Source organism: Anaeromassilibacillus sp. SJQ-1 (assembly GCF_046693725.1).
In the GTDB taxonomy this organism is placed as follows: Bacteria; Bacillota; Clostridia; order Oscillospirales; family Acutalibacteraceae; genus Anaeromassilibacillus.
In genome coordinates, this window is record NZ_JBKEIV010000039.1 from 20148 (window position 1) to 41170 (window position 21023).

Annotated in this window: 12 protein-coding genes, 4 pseudogenes and 1 other annotated feature (1 of these 17 only partly in view); of the genes and pseudogenes, 14 read left to right on the plus strand and 2 right to left on the minus strand. The window is 48.9% G+C overall.

What is annotated here, in order from left to right:
• Window positions 1–360: 360 nt before the first annotated feature.
• From ACGCCZ_RS10475 to ACGCCZ_RS10485, 3 genes and pseudogenes are all read left to right on the plus strand, one after another.
• A complete protein-coding gene (locus tag ACGCCZ_RS10475) occupies window positions 361–1830 on the plus strand; it encodes a polysaccharide deacetylase family protein (protein ID WP_054323542.1) in 1470 nt (489 codons plus the stop codon).
• Between the two features lie 293 nt (window positions 1831–2123).
• Window positions 2124–4741: pseudogene (locus ACGCCZ_RS10480) on the plus strand (cation-translocating P-type ATPase).
• A 106-nt stretch (window positions 4742–4847) separates the two neighbouring features.
• Window positions 4848–5333, plus strand: coding sequence for a hypothetical protein (locus ACGCCZ_RS10485; protein WP_085531624.1), 486 nt, complete (start codon window positions 4848–4850; stop codon window positions 5331–5333).
• A 195-nt stretch (window positions 5334–5528) separates the two neighbouring features.
• On the opposite strand, the gene spoIID is transcribed toward ACGCCZ_RS10485, so the two are convergent.
• Complete coding sequence (gene spoIID, locus ACGCCZ_RS10490) at window positions 5529–6509, minus strand: stage II sporulation protein D (RefSeq protein WP_054323544.1); 981 nt, start codon at window positions 6507–6509, stop codon at window positions 5529–5531.
• 322 nt (window positions 6510–6831) lie between these two features.
• Here spoIID and ACGCCZ_RS10495 point away from each other — a divergent pair, with 322 nt between their 5' ends.
• The 10 genes and pseudogenes from ACGCCZ_RS10495 (at window position 6832) to ACGCCZ_RS10540 (ending at window position 18745) form a co-directional block, all read left to right on the plus strand.
• Window positions 6832–8169, plus strand: a complete 1338-nt coding sequence (locus ACGCCZ_RS10495; RefSeq protein ID WP_411655975.1) for a citrate/2-methylcitrate synthase — start codon at window positions 6832–6834, stop codon at window positions 8167–8169.
• Window positions 8170–8329: 160 nt separating this feature from the next.
• The gene (locus tag ACGCCZ_RS10500) at window positions 8330–9199 is read left to right on the plus strand and encodes a hypothetical protein (RefSeq protein WP_411655976.1); all 870 of its coding nucleotides are present in this window, start codon (window positions 8330–8332) and stop codon (window positions 9197–9199) included.
• 126 nt (window positions 9200–9325) lie between these two features.
• The gene (gene gap, locus ACGCCZ_RS10505) at window positions 9326–10345 is read left to right on the plus strand and encodes a type I glyceraldehyde-3-phosphate dehydrogenase (RefSeq protein ID WP_054323548.1); all 1020 of its coding nucleotides are present in this window, start codon (window positions 9326–9328) and stop codon (window positions 10343–10345) included.
• A 620-nt stretch (window positions 10346–10965) separates the two neighbouring features.
• Window positions 10966–13019 (plus strand): annotated as a pseudogene (gene glgB / locus ACGCCZ_RS10510) (1,4-alpha-glucan branching protein GlgB).
• A 72-nt stretch (window positions 13020–13091) separates the two neighbouring features.
• The gene (locus ACGCCZ_RS10515; RefSeq protein ID WP_411655977.1) at window positions 13092–14315 is read left to right on the plus strand and encodes a glucose-1-phosphate adenylyltransferase; all 1224 of its coding nucleotides are present in this window, start codon (window positions 13092–13094) and stop codon (window positions 14313–14315) included.
• Complete coding sequence (locus ACGCCZ_RS10520) at window positions 14312–14623, plus strand: sugar phosphate nucleotidyltransferase (RefSeq protein WP_411655978.1); 312 nt, start codon at window positions 14312–14314, stop codon at window positions 14621–14623. Before ACGCCZ_RS10515 ends, ACGCCZ_RS10520 begins: the two co-directional genes overlap by 4 nt.
• Window positions 14574–15431: a glucose-1-phosphate adenylyltransferase subunit GlgD gene (gene glgD, locus ACGCCZ_RS10525; protein WP_411655979.1), complete on the plus strand. Its 858-nt coding sequence runs from the start codon at window positions 14574–14576 to the stop codon at window positions 15429–15431. Before ACGCCZ_RS10520 ends, glgD begins: the two co-directional genes overlap by 50 nt.
• A gap of 49 nt (window positions 15432–15480) precedes the next feature.
• On the plus strand, window positions 15481–16905 hold the full coding sequence (gene glgA, locus ACGCCZ_RS10530) for a glycogen synthase GlgA (protein ID WP_054323551.1): 1425 nt from the start codon (window positions 15481–15483) through the stop codon (window positions 16903–16905).
• 414 nt (window positions 16906–17319) lie between these two features.
• Window positions 17320–18308 (plus strand): annotated as a pseudogene (locus tag ACGCCZ_RS10535) (glycoside hydrolase family 3 protein).
• 59 nt (window positions 18309–18367) lie between these two features.
• A complete protein-coding gene (locus tag ACGCCZ_RS10540) occupies window positions 18368–18745 on the plus strand; it encodes a hypothetical protein (RefSeq protein ID WP_411655980.1) in 378 nt (125 codons plus the stop codon).
• 302 nt (window positions 18746–19047) lie between these two features.
• Here ACGCCZ_RS10540 and ACGCCZ_RS10545 read toward each other — a convergent pair.
• Window positions 19048–19778 (minus strand): annotated as a pseudogene (locus ACGCCZ_RS10545) (helix-turn-helix domain-containing protein).
• A gap of 333 nt (window positions 19779–20111) precedes the next feature.
• Here ACGCCZ_RS10545 and ACGCCZ_RS10550 point away from each other — a divergent pair.
• Window positions 20112–20873, plus strand: a complete 762-nt coding sequence (locus ACGCCZ_RS10550; protein ID WP_411655981.1) for a histidine phosphatase family protein — start codon at window positions 20112–20114, stop codon at window positions 20871–20873.
• A 37-nt stretch (window positions 20874–20910) separates the two neighbouring features.
• Window positions 20911–21023: a binding site (T-box leader), on the plus strand; it runs 117 nt beyond the window's last position.

The window sequence follows — 21023 nt, forward strand, 5'->3', positions numbered from 1 at the left end:
TAGCGTTCCTGTTTTTAATGGTCCGTTTTTTTAGAACAGGAAAAGCGGAACGTTGGAAACAAGCTACCTGCTGTTGCTGTACAAGCGTATCGCTTTGCTGTAACGAATCTTTGAGAATTATAGGATTTGTCAAATCATAACGAAATGAATGCAAAAAAGAGTCTGGCGAAGAATACTTTCTGGTCGTAGAAAATAGGGGATTGTATGCGATACCTCTTTCCTTTACCTTCCTACTGCGGCCTCTTTACCAAGACAATACGCCATTATCAGAAGATAAAAGTAGTTTTTTTCTTAGGGCATTCATTTACCCGCATGGAGCGCCCAATTTTTGGGATACTATCCAGATGGGAGGGTGATACGATGCGAAGAATCGAAGAATTCCGAAGTGCAAGGGCCGCTGTATTTATCGGCGCAATCTTGACCGTGCTGGCTGCTGCCGCTATCTTTTTTCTCATGCATATGGGGGATCAAAAAGAACTCTCTGCCCAGGAACGGCAGGCGCTGGCCCAAAATGTATATTTTCCAACCCCATCGGAAAAGCAACAGATCGGCGAGACCGAATCCATATTGAACAACGACCCGGACCACGCAGTGAGCATCCACTATCCGGTGTTTGGTATTCAAACGATCGACTTACAACTTTTGTCCATAGTGGAAGAAATTCAAAAAGAACATCGTGAGCAACTGGGACAGGAGAGACAAGCTGCATCAAACGATGTACAGTCCGATTTGCTGGTAGATTATCAGTCCTACCTGGTCGGAGACCGGACTGCTTCTGTGGTACTCACAGTTCAACAGCGTTTTGCTACATGGGACGGACCACAGGCTCGCTCAACCGCGTTGGTTTTCGACCTGGTAGAAGGCGATTTATTGGAAATGGAAGATATTTTTCAGGGCAATTATTTGGAACGCCTCTCCGAAGAAGTACGCTCATATTTTGAAGCATCCACCTCCTACTCCGACGGGACGGACAAAGATTCGTTTTTAGCGGGGACAACACCGGACGCCGCTAATTTTAGCAATTTTGCTTTGACGACCGATGCCGTTCAAATCTACTTTGAGGAAGGCACGCTGTTTTCCGATCGAACCGGAGTGCCGGTAGCGGAAATTCCTTATGATCGGTTGACTGGCGTTTTGCGAATCCGTACAGATGGGCCTCTGCTCTCGGTTGATGCCGCCCCAGCAGTGGAGCTTACGGCGCCGGCTCCAATGGCCATCGACAAAGACCGCCCGATGATTGCGTTGACGTTTGATGATGGGCCGCATCCAATCGTAACGCCTCGCATTCTCGACTTATTAAAACAGTATCAGGCCCGAGCAACCTTTTTTGTATTGGGAAATCGGGTGGATAGCTATGCTGACGTATTGCAAAGGGAATATACGGAGGGGCACGAGATCGGAAATCATTCCTACAACCATCCATCCCTATCAAAGCTTCGCCCGGAGGAAATCGCTTATCAGGTGCAGGAAACAGATGAACGCATAGCGCACTTGATTCCGACCTCTCCCGTTCTGTTGCGGCCTCCCTACGGCTCTGTCAACGATACGGTCAAAGCATCCATCCAAAAACCGTTTGTCCTCTGGTCCATTGATACCCAGGATTGGAAAAATCGCAGCCGAGATGCCATTGTAAAAGAGGTTTTGGACCATGTGCAAGACGGGGATATCATTCTGATGCATGACCTGTATGCTACCACAGCGGATGCGTGCGAAATCATTCTGCCGGCATTGGCTAAACAGGGTTATCAATTTGTTACCGTTTCGGAATTGCTGGCGGAGAGAGAAATTATCCCAGCGGCAGGTCATGTTTATGCGCGAGCAGCTGCGTAAAATCGGAAGAAATTGTAAACTTTTTGCAGGGCGGTTGACAGCAATACGGATTGACGGTATACTAAACCTACAAGAAAACCCAAATCTGTTGTTCATCCATCAAGAGGGAGTAGTTTCATAGACATGCCGTCAACATACCCGATTTGAAAAAAATCTGGCGGTGTGTGCCGTTTTTCGGTTAACAAGACTTTTGGATGGCTGTCCTGTACATCTGTGCGGGCGGCTGGCCGGAAGTCTTTTTTTGTTATATACGGCCGGCAACAGGAAGAACTGTATGGAAGGAGAAAAATATCATGGCAAACACGTTTTTTAACCGCTCTGTGGATGAGGTCCTAAAACAACAAGAGAGTTCGCCAGGAGGACTGTCGCACGCACAGGCTGCCGATCGGTTGGAAAGATTCGGTCCCAATGCTTTGGTGGAGGGAAAAAGAAAGGAATTGTTCAAGTTTTTCTGGAACAATTTAAAGATCTGCTGGTGGTCATTTTGATTTTGGCAGCGGTGATCTCCATGCTTTCCGGGCAGGGAGAGAGCACGATCGTAATTTTTGCAGTCTTGATTTTGAATGCGATTCTTGGCACAGTCCAGTATTTTAAGGCAGAAAAATCCTTAGAAAGTCTCAAAGCAATGTCTTCGCCAGCGGCAAAAGTTTTGCGCGACGGCGCGAAGGTGGAGGTTCCCTCTAAGGAGATTGTACCGGGAGACATTGTATTTTTAGAAGCAGGGGACCTGGTGGTTGCAGATGGGCGTGTGTTGGAGAATTTTTCTTTGAAAGTGAATGAAAGTTCCCTGACCGGTGAGTCCGAAGGAGTGGAAAAATCAGCAGACATCATTCCAGGGGAAAAGGTAGCTTTGGGAGACCAAAAGAATATGGTCTTTTCCGGCTCATTGGTGACCTATGGACGTGCAACCGTGGTGGTAACGGGAACGGGTATGCACACAGAGATCGGGAAAATTGCCTCTCTGATGAATCAGACGCAACAGCGGAAAACACCCTTGCAGCAAAGCCTGGACGATTTCAGCAAAAAGCTGGCGGTTATTATCCTGGCGATTTGTGTGGTGGTGTTTGGCCTGTCCCTCTATCGGGAGATGCCCATCCTTGATTCGTTGATGTTTGCGGTGGCACTGGCAGTAGCAGCTATTCCAGAGGCACTTAGTTCGATCGTAACCATTGTCTTGGCGATGGGAACCCAAAAGATGGCTAAGGAAAATGCGATTATTAAGGACCTGAAAGCAGTGGAAAGCCTCGGCTCGGTGTCTGTAATTTGTTCGGATAAGACTGGCACGCTGACCCAAAACAAAATGTGTGTTCAAAAAATCTATGCCGATGGACAACTTCTGGATGGGAAAGACCTGCAATTGCCAAACGATCCACAGCGTTTCCTGTTAAAGATTGCCCTTTTAGCGAGCGATGCAACCTCTGTAGATGGCGCGGACATCGGAGATCCAACGGAGGTGGCGCTGGTTCAGTTGGGGGAACTCTTTGGTATAGAAGAAGTCTCCTATCGAGAACAACATCCGCGCCTGGGAGAGATCGCTTTTGATTCAGACCGAAAATTGATGAGTACGCTTCATGACATCGACGGGACACCGACCTTGTTGACCAAAGGAGCCATCGACGTATTGTTGAGCCGTGCTACAAAGATTTTTACAAGCAATGGGGTCCTGCCGTTGGATCAGGGCGGCAAACAGGAGATTCTTCGTGTGAATCAGGAACTCTCCGAACAGGGCCTGCGTGTGCTGGCTTTTGGCTATCGTCCATTGGAGGCGGTACGTCCGATCTCCCTGGACGATGAAACAGATATGACGTTTGTGGGGCTCATCTCGATGATCGATCCACCCCGTGTGGAGTCGGTACAGGCGGTTGCAGACGCAAAGCGGGCCGGAATTCGAACCGTCATGATCACCGGCGACCATAAAGTCACCGCAACAGCCATTGCCCGTAAAATCGGAATTTTTTCTGATGGCGACATGGCGCTGGAAGGCGTGGAGCTGGACGCAATGAAAGAGGAGGAGTTAGACCAAAAACTTCCGAAGATTGCGGTCTATGCGCGCGTTTCACCTGAAAATAAAATCCGCATTGTAGACGCCTGGCAGCGCAAGGGGCGGATTGTATCCATGACGGGGGATGGCGTAAATGATGCGCCAGCTTTAAAGAAGGCGGACATTGGCGTTGCGATGGGGATTACAGGAACCGAAGTCAGCAAAGACGCGGCTTCCATGATTTTGGAGGACGACAATTTTGCAACCATTGTCAAAGCGGTGTTGAATGGACGCAATGTGTATGAAAACATCAAAAATGCGATACAATTTTTGCTTTCTGGGAATATGGCAGCTATTTTGTCCGTTCTATTTGCATCCATTGTGGGATTGCCGATGCCGTTTGCACCAGTACACCTGCTGTTCATCAATCTACTGACCGATAGTTTACCAGCCATTGCCATTGGGATGGAACCCGCCCGCAAGGATCTTCTGGACCGCAGCCCCCGTGACCCAAAGGAACCTATTTTAAACCGCTCGCTCCTGGGAAAAATATTTGGACAGGGTCTTTTGATCGGTATTGCTACGATGACGGCCTTTTACCTTGGCTACGGTTCCACGCGGAATGCGGCTCTGGCGACCACGATGGCCTTTGCGACCTTGACCCTTGCCCGTTTGTTCCACGGTTTCAATTGCCGGGGACAAAAATCGATTTTCCGGTTGGGATTGAGCAGCAACCCGTATTCTCTTTTGGCGTTCGCCGCGGGGGTTGTCTTATTGGCCGCTGTGCTTCTATTGCCATTCTTGGAGACATTGTTCCAAGTGGCTCCACTGACATTGACCAATGTGGGGATGATTGTATTGCTCGCCATACTGCCGACCATATGCATCCAACTTTTTAAAGGAATCCGCGATAGGATGGACCGGAATTGAACTCCCACAGAATGTCAAGAAATTTTACTCGACGATGACTTGCCAATTCCTCTCGCTTGAACTATAGTAATTTTAAAGGATCTTACAAGCGAGAGGGGTGGAGCATATGGGCGCATTTCTACGCCGTCATGCGGGTGTCATTCAATCAGCCTTGTACGTGATAATCTTGTTGTTACTGATCGTGTTTTTTTGCGCGCCAGTCTATGAGGTTGCCTGTATTTTTACCGGGTTAGTAGTTTGTTGCTTTCGCGCTTGGCTCTCCTTTTATTCCTGCCGGGAGGAAGCGCGGGAAGAAGGGCGGACTTTTCTCGGCTGGAGAGAGCCGGTATTTTTGGACGTCCTGGAGAGTGCTTGTTTTGTATTTGTGATGCTATTATCCTCTTTGGGACGGCAATTTCCAGAATATGGATTGTTTTTATGTGTTCTGGGGATTGGCGCCTGGGGTATTACCGTTGTTCTGTCCTGGCTGGGGGCAAAAAGCCGCTGTCGGATAGAAGGAAAACCATTCATTTGGTATTATACGGCGGGTATATGGGCGTCGTTGTTTGGTCTCGCCGTGACCGGCGTGATGTTGGCCGTCTCAATCGTTTGAGCGCGGCGTATAGGCAGCGGCTCTTAGAGCATATTGAAGATTGCTTTTGCGATGGGGTGGAAGGCCACCCGGTCCGCTTTACACAGAAGGACGCCCTGAATTGCGGCATGTTTAGCCGGATGCAGGGCGTCCGATGTTTCTTTTATGAAGTTTTTCAATAACCAGACCCTTGCCCTTTTTGCTGGCTCTTTTTATTTACAAGGGCGCCAGTGTGGTATTGGGGTAATACCAGGCCAAAATCTCCTGATAGTCCGAACCTTGTTGCGCCATGAATTGGGCGCCCGTTTGGCTCATCCCTACGCCATGGCCATATCCCAGGACTGTAAAGGTAAAGATTCCATCCGCATAGGCAATGGTGAAGTCGGAAGAACGCAGTCCAAAGGCGCTTCGTATGTCGTCGCCGTCCACCTCCTGCCCACCGATGGTTACATATTTTACCGTACCGGAATTTGTCCGGTCGTATGTACCAACCCAGGAGGAAGGGTCGCTGGAAAAGTCTGCGTTGGGTGCCTTTTCCCGGACGGCATTCTGGAATTCTTCGGCGCTAAACGATGCCGTGGTCTGATAACCGCTGGCAAACAGATCTCCCGGGCTGGCCACTGGGACAAGGTAGTCCAATTTTCCTCCCCAGACGTCCTCTGAGCTCTCTGTCTTGCCGGAAGAAATAGCAAAATAGGTCGCGTCGATCAGTTCTCCATTGCTTTGTAGTGTTTGACCCGCTATGCTGTTGATGACCTCCGTGAGTTTCTCGTAATAGGCCTGATAGGAGTCGCCCCATCGTTCCTGCATCTGTTCTTTGCTGACATAAACTTTCCAATTCTGTGGATCTGCGGAAAAATCGCTGTCCGCGCCTTTTTCATGTGCCTGTGCCCGCTGCCGGCTGTAGTAGGTATAGGCGGCCACTGCCTGCGCCTTTAATGCCTCCGGTTCTGCATTTGGGGACATCTCCGTGACAATTGCACCATAGAGAAAGTCCCTGTCCCCGACCGTTAAAATCTGATTGGTGGATTCATCCCGAATGCGGAATGAGGCCTTCTCAAAATCTGCTGATGGGCCGGAATCGGTTACCCTTGGAGAATCCAACAGCGAGTCGGGCAGATTCGCTCCAACGGCCAGGAAGGGAATGCATAGCATGGCGAGAAATAACAGCAAGCATAAAATCGTAGTACCTTTCATCTTTACACCTCCGCAAACAAAGCCCCTTGTCCGCATTTATACGGCTATCCCATTTTTACATGGCAAGCGTTTCAATTATGCATGAGGATGGTGCATTTCGGGAAAATCTTTGCTATTTCGCCTATAAAATGAAATAATTGCTAATTTTTCATGCAGAGTTTTCTACAATGTCTCTATTCCAATGATTGACTTTGGCATAGCAATCTTATAAAATAAAATCGTTGCGTAAAGGGGAACGGGCGAAATAAGTCGATTTTGCCCGATGAAATAAGAGAACGGAGTGAATCGCATAATGAAAGAGATACAGCAGGATGAAAAGAAAATGGAATTTCGAGCGCTCTGTCAGGAATTTCGAGCGAACAATCAAATTCCACCGGAAAAGTTTGATTTATATCAGGTAAAACGCGGATTGCGAAATCCGGATGGAACCGGTGTTATGGCTGGTTTGACGTTGATTTGTAATGTGCATGGTTATTTGATCGACGACGCGGAGCGGATTCCGGATAAGGGAATCCTGACCTACCGTGGAATGAACGTAGAGGACATTGTGGAGGGGTGCCGCAAGGAGAATCGCTTTGGATTCGAAGAGGTCGTGTGGCTTTTGCTGTTTGGCAAACAACCGACCCGCTCGCAACTTGAAGGATTCAGCAAACTGATTAACAGCTGCCGGGAGTTGCCGGAATATTTTGCAGAGGACATGATTATCAAGGCGCCCTCCCGCAATATTATGAATAAGTTGGGACGTTCGGTCTTGGCGCTGTATTCCTACGATGAGAATCCGGATGATCCCTCTTTAGAAAACAATATGCGGCAGGCGATTCAGCTGATCGCCCGTCTTCCCACTATTATGACATATGCCTATCAGGTAAAGCGCCGCCATTTTGACCGGCAGAGCATGTTTTTCCATCCGCTTGACCCGAACCATTCCACAGCAGAGGCGATTCTCAATGCAATCCGCCCGGATCGTGTGTTCACGGACGAAGAAGCCAAGCTTCTGGATTTGTGCATGATTCTACATGCAGAACACGGCGGCGGCAACAACTCCACCTTTACCACACGTGTGCTTTCCTCGACGGGGACGGATATTTATTCCGCTATTTCCGCGGCGATTGGCTCTTTGAAGGGACCGCGACACGGCGGAGCAAATCACCGCGTTATGACGATGATGGATGATTTGATGGAGCATGTGGAAAACTGGGAGAGCGACGACGAGGTGGAGAGTTACCTGGAAAAGATTGTCCGAAAAGAGGCAGGGGACCGCTCTGGTTTGATCTATGGAATGGGCCATGCGGTGTATACACTTTCCGATCCACGTGCAGTTATTCTCAAGGAAAATGCGCGGAAGATGGCGGAAGAGCATGGACTGCTTCGCAAGTTCGAGCTGTTTGAGCGTGTTGAAAAGCTCTCCCCGGATGTATTCGCAAAGGTAAAGAACGATCAAAAAGTCATCTCGGCCAATGTGGATTTCTATTCAGGATTGGTATACGAAATGTTGGGAATCCCGAGCGACTTATATACGCCGATGTTTGCAGTCTCCCGTATTGCAGGTTGGTGCGCCCATCGAATCGAAGAGATGGAGACCTGCGGGCGGATCATGCGTCCCGCATATCGCTCTTTGACACACGAAAAAACATATATCCCAATCGACCAGCGCGATTGAGGCCTATTTTAGCTGCCAAACAGTAGAATCCTCTGTTTGGCGGCTTTTTTGCCTTTTGCAACATTTTATTCTATTTTATAAATTGGAAAATTAAGGGTGTTTTTATTGTGTAAAATAGAATACAGCGTCGGTTGATTCTATGTAAAAAGGGGAATCGCATATGTCTATGAAACATGCCTGGATTGTTTTCCTTGTCGCTTTGGTTGTGGCGCTTCCAGTGCGCCTTTATCAGCTATTGGTATTGATGGAGGAGGACACTGGCTTTTTGAATGGTGGCGCGATGTCAACAACTCTGCTTGTGATTGTACTTTTGGTTGCACTTGCCGCTATCGTGGTAATTTGTATGGGGAGTAAGCGGATGCCCGTTGGCTATACGCCTTTGCGGAGTATTCCCACAGCCGTTTTAGCAGGATTGACAGGCGCTCTGCTTCTGTTTGAATCCATTGGCAATATTTTTACGTATAGCGCGCTCTTATCACAGGTTCCGGCAAACGGCGAGAGCACGACCCCGGCCGGGGTGATCGGTCTGGCGATGGCAATCGTGGGTATTTTGGCAGCTTTGGCGATTTTTCTTGCCGCCTACGGCTTTGCAACAGGGAGCAATCCCATGGGGATGCATCCATTGATTGCGCTTTTACCCGCTGTTTGGGGTTGTATCTGTCTGGTTCTACTATTCATTTCGTATACCGCAGTGGTCAATGTTTCTGAAAATGTTTACGATATGTTCTCGGTTGTCCTTCTTCTGTTGTTTCTGTTTGCGCAGGCAAAATTGTTTGCCGGCGTTGACAGCGTGAAGAGCGGACGTATGATGGTTGCCACCGGACTGCCCGCCGCACTGATGGCGTTGTTGACCTCTGTTCCAACTTTATTGATGGCGGCAATGGGGAGAACGGTTCCGGGACTATTCCCTGCGGGGTTGCATTTGGTCAATTTAAGCATGGCGTGTTATATTTTATCCTTTTTATTTGCGGCTCGCCAATTGCCAAATAACGTTCAAGGGATGGTTCGCACGGTAAAGGGACAGAATTGAAGTGTTTTCCAGAAAAATATTTAAAAAATGTAAGTTAAATTTATGACAAACTCTTGTATTATCGTTTCGAATGCTATAAAATAATAGCAGGATAGACCACTATAAAATTCAGGAGGTACAAGTTCTATGTCTATTAAAGTTGGCATTAATGGCTTTGGCCGCATTGGCCGCTTGGTTTTCCGTGCCGCTGTTGCGCAGCCGGAGACCTTTGAGATCGTTGGCATCAACGATCCGTTCATCGACCTCGACTATATGGTTTACATGGTGAAATACGACACCATGCATGGTCATTTCGATGGCACCGTAAAGGCTGAGAACGGCAAGCTCGTTGTCAATGGCAAGGAGATCAGCGTTTTTGCTGAGAAGGATCCGTCTCAGATTCCGTGGGGCACTGTTGAGGCTGAGTACGTCGTGGAGTCCACCGGCGTGTTCTGCACCACCGAGAAGGCTTCCGCTCATATTCAGGCTGGCGCTAAGAAGGTTGTTATCTCCGCTCCTGCAAAGGATAAGGAAACCCCGACTTTTGTCTGCGGCGTGAACCTCGACACCTACACCAAGGACATGAAGGTTGTTTCCAACGCTTCCTGCACAACGAACTGCTTGGCTCCTCTGACCAAGGTTATCAACGACAAGTTCGGCATTGTAGAGGGCCTCATGACGACGGTTCACTCCACCACCGCTACCCAGAAGACCGTTGACGGCCCGTCCATGAAGGACTGGCGCGGTGGCCGTGCTGCTGCTGGCAACATCATTCCGTCTTCCACGGGTGCTGCAAAGGCTTGCGCACTGGTTATTCCGTCCGTTAAGGGCAAGTTGACCGGTATGTCCATGCGTGTTCCGACCCTGGATGTTTCCGTTGTTGACCTCACTGTAAGCCTGGCTACCAAGACCACTTACGAAGAGATCTGCAAGGCAATCAAGGAAGCTTCCGAGGGTGAGCTGAAGGGTATCCTCGGCTATACCGATGAAGCGGTTGTTTCTTCCGACTTCCTGGGCGATCCGCATACTTCCATCTTTGACGAGAAGGCTGGCATCATGCTGAACGACCATTTCGTCAAGCTGGTATCCTGGTATGATAACGAGTGGGGTTACAGCAACAAGGTGCTCGACCTCATCAAGCATATGTACAAGGTTGACCACGAATAATTTGGTCTGCGGTTAAAACCGAAAACAAGCGTTGAATCCCCGCTCCTTTGTAAAACAAAGGAGCGGGGATTTTGTATTTTATTTAAGGCTGATATGTAGTTGTATCGAGAGCAATGGTGCGAAAGTAAACGGTTGGCAGGCAATTTTGGCGGTTCACACGGTGAAAAGGGATACATTTTATTACGCCTTGGAAATCGTACAGGATAAAAGTTTGCGTTTGGGATTCTCCTATCGAAACGTTGCTGATCGGCTAAATCATAAAAAGGTGCGAATTAGAGCGTTGTTTTAAGAAAATGAGGAGGGCGGCCGCAGGCTGTCCCTAAAAAGTTTCTTATCTCACCGCTCTTCTTTTTAAAGTTTTCTGTTTTATATTTGTTAGAGCATTGTAATGCAAGCATGAGTGGGGAGAAGAAGCAAAATCTGACAAGCACCGTATGGTATACTGATTTTTGGAAATTAGAGCGTTACAGAGAAAAACTTGGGCGTTTTATAACAAAGTGACCAAAAAATTTTATATATATCCGTAGAATATCTAATCAAACGACTAAAAACACTTGCTATTTTGTCAGTTTGTGATATGATAATCCTAAAGAAAATGTTACCAGGGGGGAGCGGTTCAAATGCCAGATGTGAAAAAAACGGAAGAAAGTAATTTTCCGCTATATTTATTCCATGAGGGAACAAATGTAAAGGCCTACGAATACATGGGGCTGCATAAGGTTACCGTAAACGGAAAAGAGGGAATGGCTTGTCGGGTGTGGGCGCCCAATGCACAGGCGGTGTCGCTCGTCGGTCCGTTCAACGATTGGGACGATCAGAAAAACCCAATGAAGAAAATCAGCGACGGCGTTTGGGAATGTTATCTGTCGTTTGTCCTCCCTATGTATGAAATTTATAAATTCAGCATCACAGGTAAAGATGGAAAAAAAGTCATGAAAAGCGACCCATATGCCTTTCACTTTGAGGCTGGAATTGGACACGCTTCCCGTTATTATGACATTGAGGGGTATCAGTGGAACGACCAGGCGTGGTATCAATACAAAAAGAAAAGCCACATTACAACCAACCGGTCAACATCTATGAGGTGCATTTGGGCTCTTGGCGCCGGTATGCGGATGGCAATGTGTTTTCCTATGATAAACTTGCAGATGAGCTAATTCCTTATATAAAGGATATGGGCTACACCCATGTGGAACTCATGCCCATCACAGAGTATCCATTTGACGGGTCTTGGGGTTATCAGGTGATGGGGTATTTTGCACCGACATCCCGCTATGGAGAGCCAAAGGATTTCATGAACTTTGTGGAAAAGTTCCACCAGGCGGGAATTGGCGTCATTATGGACTGGGTCCCCGCGCATTTTCCAAAGGATGAGGCGGGATTAGCGCGTTTTGATGGGACGCCCTGCTACGAGTACGCCGATTGGCGCAAGGGCGAGCATAAGGACTGGGGCACGTTGGTGTTCGACTATGGCCGCAATGAGGTGGTCAGTTTCCTGATTTCCAGCGCGGTGTTTTGGCTGGAAAAATACCACATTGATGGTATTCGCGTGGATGCCGTGGCTTCCATGCTTTACCTCGACTACAGCCGAAAAGAGGGAGAATGGGTACCCAATAAGAACGGCGGCAAAGAAAACCTGGAAGCGGTCGCTTTTCTACAAAAGTTGAACGAATCCATCTTTGAGCTGTTCCCCGAGGTTATGATGATCGCGGAGGAATCCACCTCCTGGCCTATGGTGAGCAAGCCCACGTTCTGCGGCGGGTTGGGATTCAACTATAAATGGAATATGGGTTGGATGAACGACATGCTCCATTATATCTCCCTCGACCCAATTTATCGTAAATTTAACCATGACAATATTACATTTTCGTTCTTTTATGCATTTTCCGAGAACTTCGTACTTCCCATTTCCCACGATGAAGTGGTGCATGGAAAGTGTTCTCTGTTTAATAAAATGCCCGGCGACCGTGACCAGAAATTTGCGAGCGTTCGCACCTTCCTTTCATACATGATGGCGCATCCTGGGAAAAAATTGAATTTTATGGGGACAGAGTTTGCCCAAGAGATCGAATGGAATTATGAAAAGGAGCTCGACTGGTGTTTGCTCAGCGATGAACGGCATGCACAAATGGAGCGTTTTTCCAAAGATTTAAACCATTTCTATTTGGAGCATGCGCCTTTGTGGGAGGTTGATTTTTCTTGGGAGGGTTTCTCCTGGATCTCCAACGACGATTACACCCAAAGCGTCATCGCCTTCCGGCGCTTTGACAAGCAGGGTGAGGAACTGATCGTGGTGTGCAACTTCCTGCCGGTTCTGCGGGAAAATTACTGCATAGGGGTGCCTTATTTGGGCGTTTATGAGGAAATCTTCTCATCGGATGCGGTGATTTATGGCGGCAGCGGCCTCTCGAACGGGACGGAGATCAAAACGTTGGATGACGAGCCGATGCATGGGATGGAACAGAGTATCAGTCTGAATCTGGCGCCTCTGTCCGTTGTTTTCCTTCGCTGCAAGCAGAAGAAGGTCCGCCGTACAAAGAAGGCCCCGGCTAAAACAAAACCAAAGGCGGCATCGGCAGGAAGGGCTAAAAAGGCGGCTACCGCCAAGACCTCTTCCGAGACAGGCGCTAAAACAGCACGCCCTCGCAAGAAGAAGGCCGAACCAAAAGCGTAATCCACCTTTTTGGTGGACGTTCATAAACCGAAATCCCTTTACACTGAAATATGAAGCCAAGGAGGAATCATTATGATGCCAAAACAAGAAGTAGTCGCTATGCTCCTTGCAGGCGGCCAGGGCAGCCGGTTGGGCGTGCTCACAAAGAACCTGGCAAAACCGGCGGTGCCATACGGCGGTAAATACCGAATCATCGATTTTCCACTTTCAAACTGTGTCAATTCCGGTATTGAAAGTGTAGGTGTACTTACACAGTATCAGCCTCTTCTGCTGAATGAGTACATTGGCAGCGGTCAGCCTTGGGACCTGGACAGTATGAATGCTGGCGTACGTGTCCTGCCCCCGTATCAGCGCAGCCGCAAGTCCGATTGGTATAAAGGCACGGCAAACGCAATCTATCAGAATATCAATTTTATCGAACGGTATAATCCCGATTATGTGGTCGTTTTGTCCGGAGATCATATCTATAAGATGGACTATTCCAAAATGGTGGCGTTTCACAAAGAAAATGACGCTGCATGTACCATTGCAGTGATTGAAGTCCCAATGGAGGAGGCATCTCGTTTTGGTATCTTGAATACCAATGAAGATGGATTGATCTATCAATTTGATGAGAAGCCAAAGGTACCAAAGAGCAATAAGGCCTCGATGGGAATCTATGTATTTACGTGGAGTAAATTGCGCAAGTACCTAGAGGAGGATGAGGCCAATCCAAAGTCTTCAAATGACTTTGGAAAAGATGTTCTTCCGGCCATGTTGAACGCTGGGGAGCGCATGTTTGCCTATCCGTTCCAGGGATATTGGAAGGATGTCGGAACCATCGAGAGTTTGTGGGAATCCAATATGGACCTGCTCAATCCGAATGTGGATTTGGACTTGAGCGAAGAAAGTTGGAAGATCTATTCACGCAACCCAGTCATGCCGCCGCATTACGTAGCAAAGGACGCCAAGGTACAAAATTCCTTGGTAGCAGAGGGATGTAATGTGTATGGTGAGATCGACTTTGCAGTTTTGTTTGCAGGCGTTTACATTGCGCCAGGCGCACAGGTAAAGGATTCAATCATTATGCCAGGTGCGCGTATTGAGGAAAACGCCATTGTCCAATATGCGATTGTTGCGGAAAATGCGGTGATTGGCAAAGGCAGCGTTGTAGGCGCACGGCCGGAGGACATTGAGAATAAGGACGAATGGGGTGTTGCGGTCGTTGGAAGCGGCTGCGTCCTTGCTCCGGGCACAACCGTACCCCCCAAGGCGATGATTGATGCGGAAACACTTGCAGAGGAGGGGTCAAAATGATGCGCGGAAATAACATACTGGGAATTTTGTTTGCAAATGTCCACGAAGAAAAAATTCGGGAATTGACGGAAAAACGCACCATGGGTTCGGTGCCCTTTGGCGGCCGTTATCGTCTGATCGATTTCCCGCTATCCAATTTGGTGAATTCCGGAATCAATAAGGTCGGTGTGGTTACAAAGGGCAACTACCAATCATTGATGGATCATCTCGGCTCAGGGAAAGCGTGGGACCTGTCTCGCAGAGAGCTCCGGCCTGTTTATGCTTCCGCCGTTTGGCCACGAATCCCTGGTCAACAACAGTCGGATTGAATCGCTGGAATCCATCATGCGGTTCCTCACGAATTCCCAGGAAGAATATGTAGTTCTGAGCGATTGCGATGTGATCTGTAACATTGACTATCGCGACGTGATGGTTACTCATATGAAAAATCAAGCGGACATCACCGTGGTTTACCGCTATGGAAAGTTGCCAAAGATGATCAGCAATCCATCGGTTTATACCATTGACCCAGATGGCCGTGTGCGGGACATGGTAATCAATCCACGGCAGAGTGGTGAGTGCAACTTCGGCATGAGTATGCTCTTGATGCGCCGTGATCTGCTGATCCAGATGGTCACCGAGTGTGTGAGCCGCAATCTCTATAATTTTAAGAGAGATTTCCTGCAAAGAAATATTGAGAAATATCGCATTTATACCTATGAGTTTACGGGATTCGCGCAAAATATTTGCTCAATGAACTCCTACTTCGAGGCCAATATGGCCCTGATGCTGCCAAAGGTACGCAGCCAGCTATTTGATTCAAATCGTCCGATTTTCACCAAGGTGCGCGACAACATGCCTGCACGCTACGGCTTAGGGGCGAATGTCAGCAATTCCCTTGTGGCGGATGGGTGCGTCATCGAAGGATCGGTCGAGAATTGCGTGCTGTTCCGCGGCGTGAAAGTCGACAAGGGCAGCAAGCTGGAAAACTGCGTTATTATGCAGGACAGTGAGATTGGGCCGAATTGCAAGCTCAACTATGTCGTGATCGATAAAGATGTTGTAATTAAAAATGATCGTTCCCTCATGGGGTTCCAGTCTTATCCGGTCTTTATCAGCAAGGGTAGCGTGGTTTGATAGGACTGCTTAGATGCAACATGAAAAGCGAAGGAGGAGATCGAAAACCATGAAAGTATTATATTGTACCAGCGAGGCGCGGCCGTTTGCCGCGACAGGCGGCCTAGCGGATGTGGCGGGTTCTCTGCCACAAGCGCTCCGCGAACGGCTGATCGGGTGCCGGGTAGTGATGCCGCTCTACGAAGAGGTTCCGCAGGAGTTACGGGATGGTATGCGTTTTGTCACCAGTTTGTCGGTGCCGGTTGCTTGGCGCCGTCAGTACTGTGGCGTATTCGAAGCGCGTTCCGGCGGTGTGATCTATTACTTAATTGACAACCAGTATTATTTCAAGCGCAAGGGATTGTATGGCCATTATGACGACGCAGAACGTTTTGCGTTCCTGTCCCGTGCCGCATTGGAAATGCTGCCTTACATCGATTTTAAACCGGATATCATTCACTGCAACGATTGGCAAACCGCTCTAGTGCCGATCTATTATAGCATCTTCTATGCCAACAACGAGTGGTACCGTGGAATCAAGACCATTATCACGATCCATAATATCCAGTATCAGGGGAAGTATGGCAAGGAGCTGGTAGAAGATGTACTGGGCATTCCGAAGTCAGAAAACCATCTGTTGGAGTATGACGATTGCGTCAATCTGATGAAGGGGGCAATTGAAACGGCCCACCGCGTAACGACGGTCAGCCCGACCTATGCCCAGGAGATTCTCGATCCGTGGTATTCCCATGAGTTGGACGGTATCTTGCGGGAACGTTCTTGGAAGCTCAGTGGTATCCTGAACGGGATTGATACAGTCAGTTATGATCCGGCGACGGATAAGGACATCTATGCCAATTATACAGCGGACGATTTTGCCAACAAAGCGGAGAATAAACGCGCGTTGCAGGAGCGCCTGTGCTTGTCACAGGACCCGGATGTTCCGCTGATTGGCATGGTTACCCGCATGGTGGCCCATAAGGGCCTTGATCTTGTCAAGGAAGCGCTGGACCAGTTGATGTGGGAGACAAACGCACAGTTTGTGATTCTTGGCTCTGGTGATTTTGAATATGAGAATTTCTTCCGTGATATGCAAAATAAGTATCCGGGCCGCCTATGTGCGTGCTTCGGTTTTGTCCCGGAGCTGTCCCGCAAGATCTATGCGGGCGCAGATATTTTCCTGATGCCCAGTAAGAGCGAACCCTGTGGCTTGGCACAGATGATTTCTCTGCGCTATGGCACAATCCCGGTGGTGCGTGAGACCGGCGGTCTGAAGGATTCCATCCAGGATAGCGGCGACGGCTATGGAAATGGCTTTACGTTCCGTACATATAACAGCGGCGATATGCTGCATGCGCTGCATCGTTCGATCGACGGTTATTACAACCGTGATGGCTGGAAGATCTTGGTTGAACGCGCCATGCGTTGTGACAATAGTTGGGGCAAGTCGGCGAATGAATACATTCGTTTGTATCGTGAACTTGTCAAAGAATAGGATTTGTGATAGAGTGTGTTTGAAAATGCACTCTGGCATAAGGAACAACCTGCCAGGATTTGGCAGGTTGTTCTGTTTTTGGAAGCTTGAGGGGAACGAAGGATGAGGATAAAAAATATTGCAGTTTTTCTGGCGACGGTTTTGTTGCTGTTAGGGGTTGCGTGCACAGCTGTTCCAGCGGGGGAAACCGGACCGTCTTCGGCCTCCACCGCCCCGGCAAAATCGGAGACGGATGTATCGAGTGAGGAAAGTGCAGTCGTGGAAAGCCGTCCAGAAGGAAATCCCTCTTCAGAGACACCTTTTGAGGCGTTTTCAGATTCTTCTTCGGGACAAGCAATGCTTCCCAGCGCTCCGGAAATGGCCCAGGGACTTTTTTCGCAGGGGTATCCGCAGGCACAGGTAGAATTGGAGAAAATGACCCTTGAGGAGAAAGTGGCGCAGGTATTCCTGTTCCGCTGTCCTTCGGAGGGGGCGCTTTCCACAGTACAGACATATCAGCCAGGCGGATTTATGCTCTTCGCAAAGGATTTCGACGGAAAGACGGCGGATCAGGTTCGTATGGAGCTGGAGTCGTATCAGAACGCCAGCAAAATTCCCCTGTTTTTGGCGGTGGATGAGGAAGGGGGCACCGTTGTACGAGTCAGCCGGAATCCCAACCTAGCACCAAATAGGTTTGAATCGCCGCAACAGGTATTTGAACAAGGGGGAATGCAGGCGATTGTAGAGGATACGGTTCAAAAGACCCAACTGCTTCAGTCCTTAGGGGTGAATGTGAATTTGGCACCTGTAGCAGACGTCTCCATCAATCCGGGGGATTTCATGTATGCGAGGACCTTTGGACAGGATGCGCCGGGCACAGCGGAATATGTAAAGACCTCTGTGAAAACTTACAACCAGCAGCGAATGGCCTGTGCGTTAAAGCACTTTCCCGGCTATGGGAATAATGTGGATACCCACACCGGCATGGCGCAGGATCATCGTCCCCTTGAGACGTTTACAGATTCCGATTTTTTACCGTTTGAGGCAGGAATTGCGGAGGGCGTGCCCATGATCTTGGTATCGCATAATATTGTGACCTGTATGGACCGGACCGGCCGGCTTCCCTCTCACCGGAAGTGCATCGAATTCTTCGGGAGGATCTTGGATTTACGGGGCTGATATTGACCGACGACCTGGCAATGGAGGCGATTCCTGACTACACAGGTGGAGAAAACCCCTGCGCAGCGGCGCTCAATGCGGGTAACGATCTGCTGCTTTCCTCCAACGTACAGGAAGACTATAATGCCCTGCTGGAAGCGGTCCAAAATGGGACTGTCACCGAGGAACGTCTGAATGAGGCAGTGCTTCGGATTTTAGCGATGAAATATTGTACACAATATCAATGGGAAAGGGTGGTAGGATAAATGAATCCGAATGGAATGTACAAAAAATTCTCCTGACAATGCGGGAAGGGCGTTTCCCTGTGGCGCGTTTTGAGCTACATAACGATGCGGAAAAAGAGTTGGTGATGACGGCGTTGGACAATATATATATGATTGCTCCAGAGGATGAAATGGACCTTGTGAAAGCACGCGGAGATGTCCTTCGCAATTTGGAGGAACAAGGGCTCATTTCGATTGATTTTGATTCACCTGTCTGGGTAGCCGGGGATCATCAAATCTACTACAAAAGTAAAATCTATGAACTGCTTTGCCACACGGCGCTGGAGGCATCGCGCGCAATAGAGGGATGTCTATTCAATTTGCCAGTGTTGCGAAAGGGCTATGCAGAGCTTACTCCGAGGGGCCGGAAGGAGTCGCGCCGTCTGTTGGCTTGCCGCCGGATGAATCACGCTCGCTAAACAAAAAGAGAAAGTCCAAAGAGGTGGACGTCAGGCCCATTATTCTCTCATGCAGGCTGCTTTGGCAACCATGTGGATCAATGCATTCTAGTAAGCGTTTCAACCGTTTTGTAGAAGGGCGCTGGTGGAATGACTTTTTGGATGGGCGGCAAAGTGGCAGAGGTGCTTTGCATGTATCTGCGTGACAGAAAAGGGGAGAGGTAAAATACATAAAAAAGCCGTTCCACTCTTTGTGGAACGGCAATCAAACGATTGTTTGCATTTTTATAAGGTTCCTGTTATAATGGAACTGTTTTCAGCGATTATTTTCGGGCGGTAGGATGGGGCTTTTCCATGGGCTTCTTTCCACCGCCCATGCGTCCCTCCGCATTTTGAATCAGGTTGAACAGGGAGGACGCGAAAAGAGGATATTCCTCTGAAAGTTGTTCCGGAGAGAGGGCGGGGCCTGATCCTTTTTGAGTCCTTCCATGTCTTCTATATCTTCACCACAGGCAAGCGCCTCGGCATTGGAAATGGCAACCTCCTGTGCCGCATTAGAGCGACCGTTGCTCAACCGCTGCGGAACCGAAAACAAACCCTGCGGGTTTTTGCCATTTGCCGAATACAACAGACGGAAGGCTTTGTAGACCGCAACACTTAGAAAAGACGAAATTTCCGTCGTCAGATGCTTGTTATTACATTTTTGGAGAATGCCGTAGATCACATTTAAGGAATTGGCAATCAGCTTTTTATTCAATGTGGGGAGCAGGCTGCCTTTAAACACGTTTTCCTTGCCGGCGGCATCCGGCTCCGGAAGATCTTCTACGGTGATCATCGCACCACTGCGGTGTGGAGAACGGCCAAGAAGATAATCGGTGGAGACATTATAAAAATCTGCAACCTTTACAACAAATTCAAGGCCGCATTCCCGAATGCCTTTTTCATAGTGGGATAGCAGTGCCTGAGAGACACCCAATTGTTCTGCGGCGCTTTTTTGGCTTAAACCGCGCTCCTTGCGCAGCAGCGTGATAATCCTTGGAAAATGACTGTTCATGTTGCTGTCCTCCACCCCTATGCTGGATAGTATTTCGGAATGCGTTCCAAAGCGAACGCACCGTCAAGATCGTTTCAGAAGGCCGCGCAGAAAGCAAAGCTCCAAGTCGCCTTGCTCCAACGCGCTGGACCGCATCCATTTCACACATTTCGACCAAATGGCACAGGAAGAAATGGACGGGATACGTCGAAAAAGCGTATATTTTGCAGAATAACGTATAGTAAAGTATATACTAAATACAACATTTTGTAAACCACTAGATACAGTACTTTTTTCAGGCTTTGCCACAAGAACAAGTGCTCAGTGAAGGATATTTACGAAAGGTGGTGGCTGGTGAAATATCTGTTTCACCGTTATCTTATGAAATCCTATACCATACATCTGATCCGGCACGGGATTGCCGAGGGGAATTTACTGGGGCAGTACATCGGGAGGACCGATTCCCCTCTTGCCGACGAAGGCCGTAAAGCCCTGCAAGCGCTCAAGGAAACATATGCATATCCTTCCGCACAGGTTTTTTATTGTAGCCCTATGAGCCGGTGTGTGGAGACTTTGCGGATTCTTTACCCGGAGGCAGAACCTGTCTTGATCGATGGGTTCCGTGAATGTGATTTTGGCGACTGGGAGGGAAAGACTGCCAAGCAGCTGGCAGAAGAGGACCCGCGTTTCTTGCAATGGATGGAAAGCAGCCGCTCCGTAGCGCCGCCCCATGGGGAGAGCACCGGCGTGTTGGTCCAACGTACCTGTGCTGCCTTTGAAAAGTTGGTAGAGGAACTGATGCGTTCCGGTACAACGTCAGCAGTGGTGGTGGCGCACGGCGGCACGCTGATGTCGATTCTTTCGGCGTATGGTTTGCCGCGCGCCAGCTTTTACGACTGGATGACTGAAAATGGCTGTGGTTACTCCATGCGGATCACGCCGGGATTGTGGATGCGTTCCATGGTGGCCGAGGTGTACGACACCATTCCAGCAGGACGCAACGCAGAGGGTGGCGACGAAAAATTCATCGTCGATCTTGCGCGAGAAGCTGCAAATCGTGCATTTCGAAAGAATACCCCAGAATTGGACGGAAAAAATGCCCCGGCGGAGGGTTGACATTTTTGCAAAGAACCGTTAATATAAATATCATAAAGAAAAGGCGATGACGGGAATAAGACTTGCGTTTTTTCTTCAGAGAGCCAGCGGTTGGTGTGAGTTGGTGGGAAGGCGTTGGTGTATAGCTCATCCCTGAGCTGCCGGTTTGAT

Bases quoted from the DNA above. Each gene is read 5' to 3' on its own strand.
- ACGCCZ_RS10475 (WP_054323542.1), top strand. From the start codon at position 361: ATGCGAAGAATCGAAGAATTCCGAAGTGCAAGGGCCGCTGTATTTATC.
- ACGCCZ_RS10485 (WP_085531624.1), top strand. From the start codon at position 4,848: ATGGGCGCATTTCTACGCCGTCATGCGGGTGTCATTCAATCAGCCTTG.
- spoIID (WP_054323544.1), bottom strand. From the start codon at position 6,509: ATGAAAGGTACTACGATTTTATGCTTGCTGTTATTTCTCGCCATGCTA.
- ACGCCZ_RS10495 (WP_411655975.1), top strand. From the start codon at position 6,832: ATGGAATTTCGAGCGCTCTGTCAGGAATTTCGAGCGAACAATCAAATT.
- ACGCCZ_RS10500 (WP_411655976.1), top strand. From the start codon at position 8,330: ATGTCTATGAAACATGCCTGGATTGTTTTCCTTGTCGCTTTGGTTGTG.
- gap (WP_054323548.1), top strand. From the start codon at position 9,326: ATGTCTATTAAAGTTGGCATTAATGGCTTTGGCCGCATTGGCCGCTTG.
- ACGCCZ_RS10515 (WP_411655977.1), top strand. From the start codon at position 13,092: ATGATGCCAAAACAAGAAGTAGTCGCTATGCTCCTTGCAGGCGGCCAG.
- ACGCCZ_RS10520 (WP_411655978.1), top strand. From the start codon at position 14,312: ATGATGCGCGGAAATAACATACTGGGAATTTTGTTTGCAAATGTCCAC.
- glgD (WP_411655979.1), top strand. From the start codon at position 14,574: ATGCTTCCGCCGTTTGGCCACGAATCCCTGGTCAACAACAGTCGGATT.
- glgA (WP_054323551.1), top strand. From the start codon at position 15,481: ATGAAAGTATTATATTGTACCAGCGAGGCGCGGCCGTTTGCCGCGACA.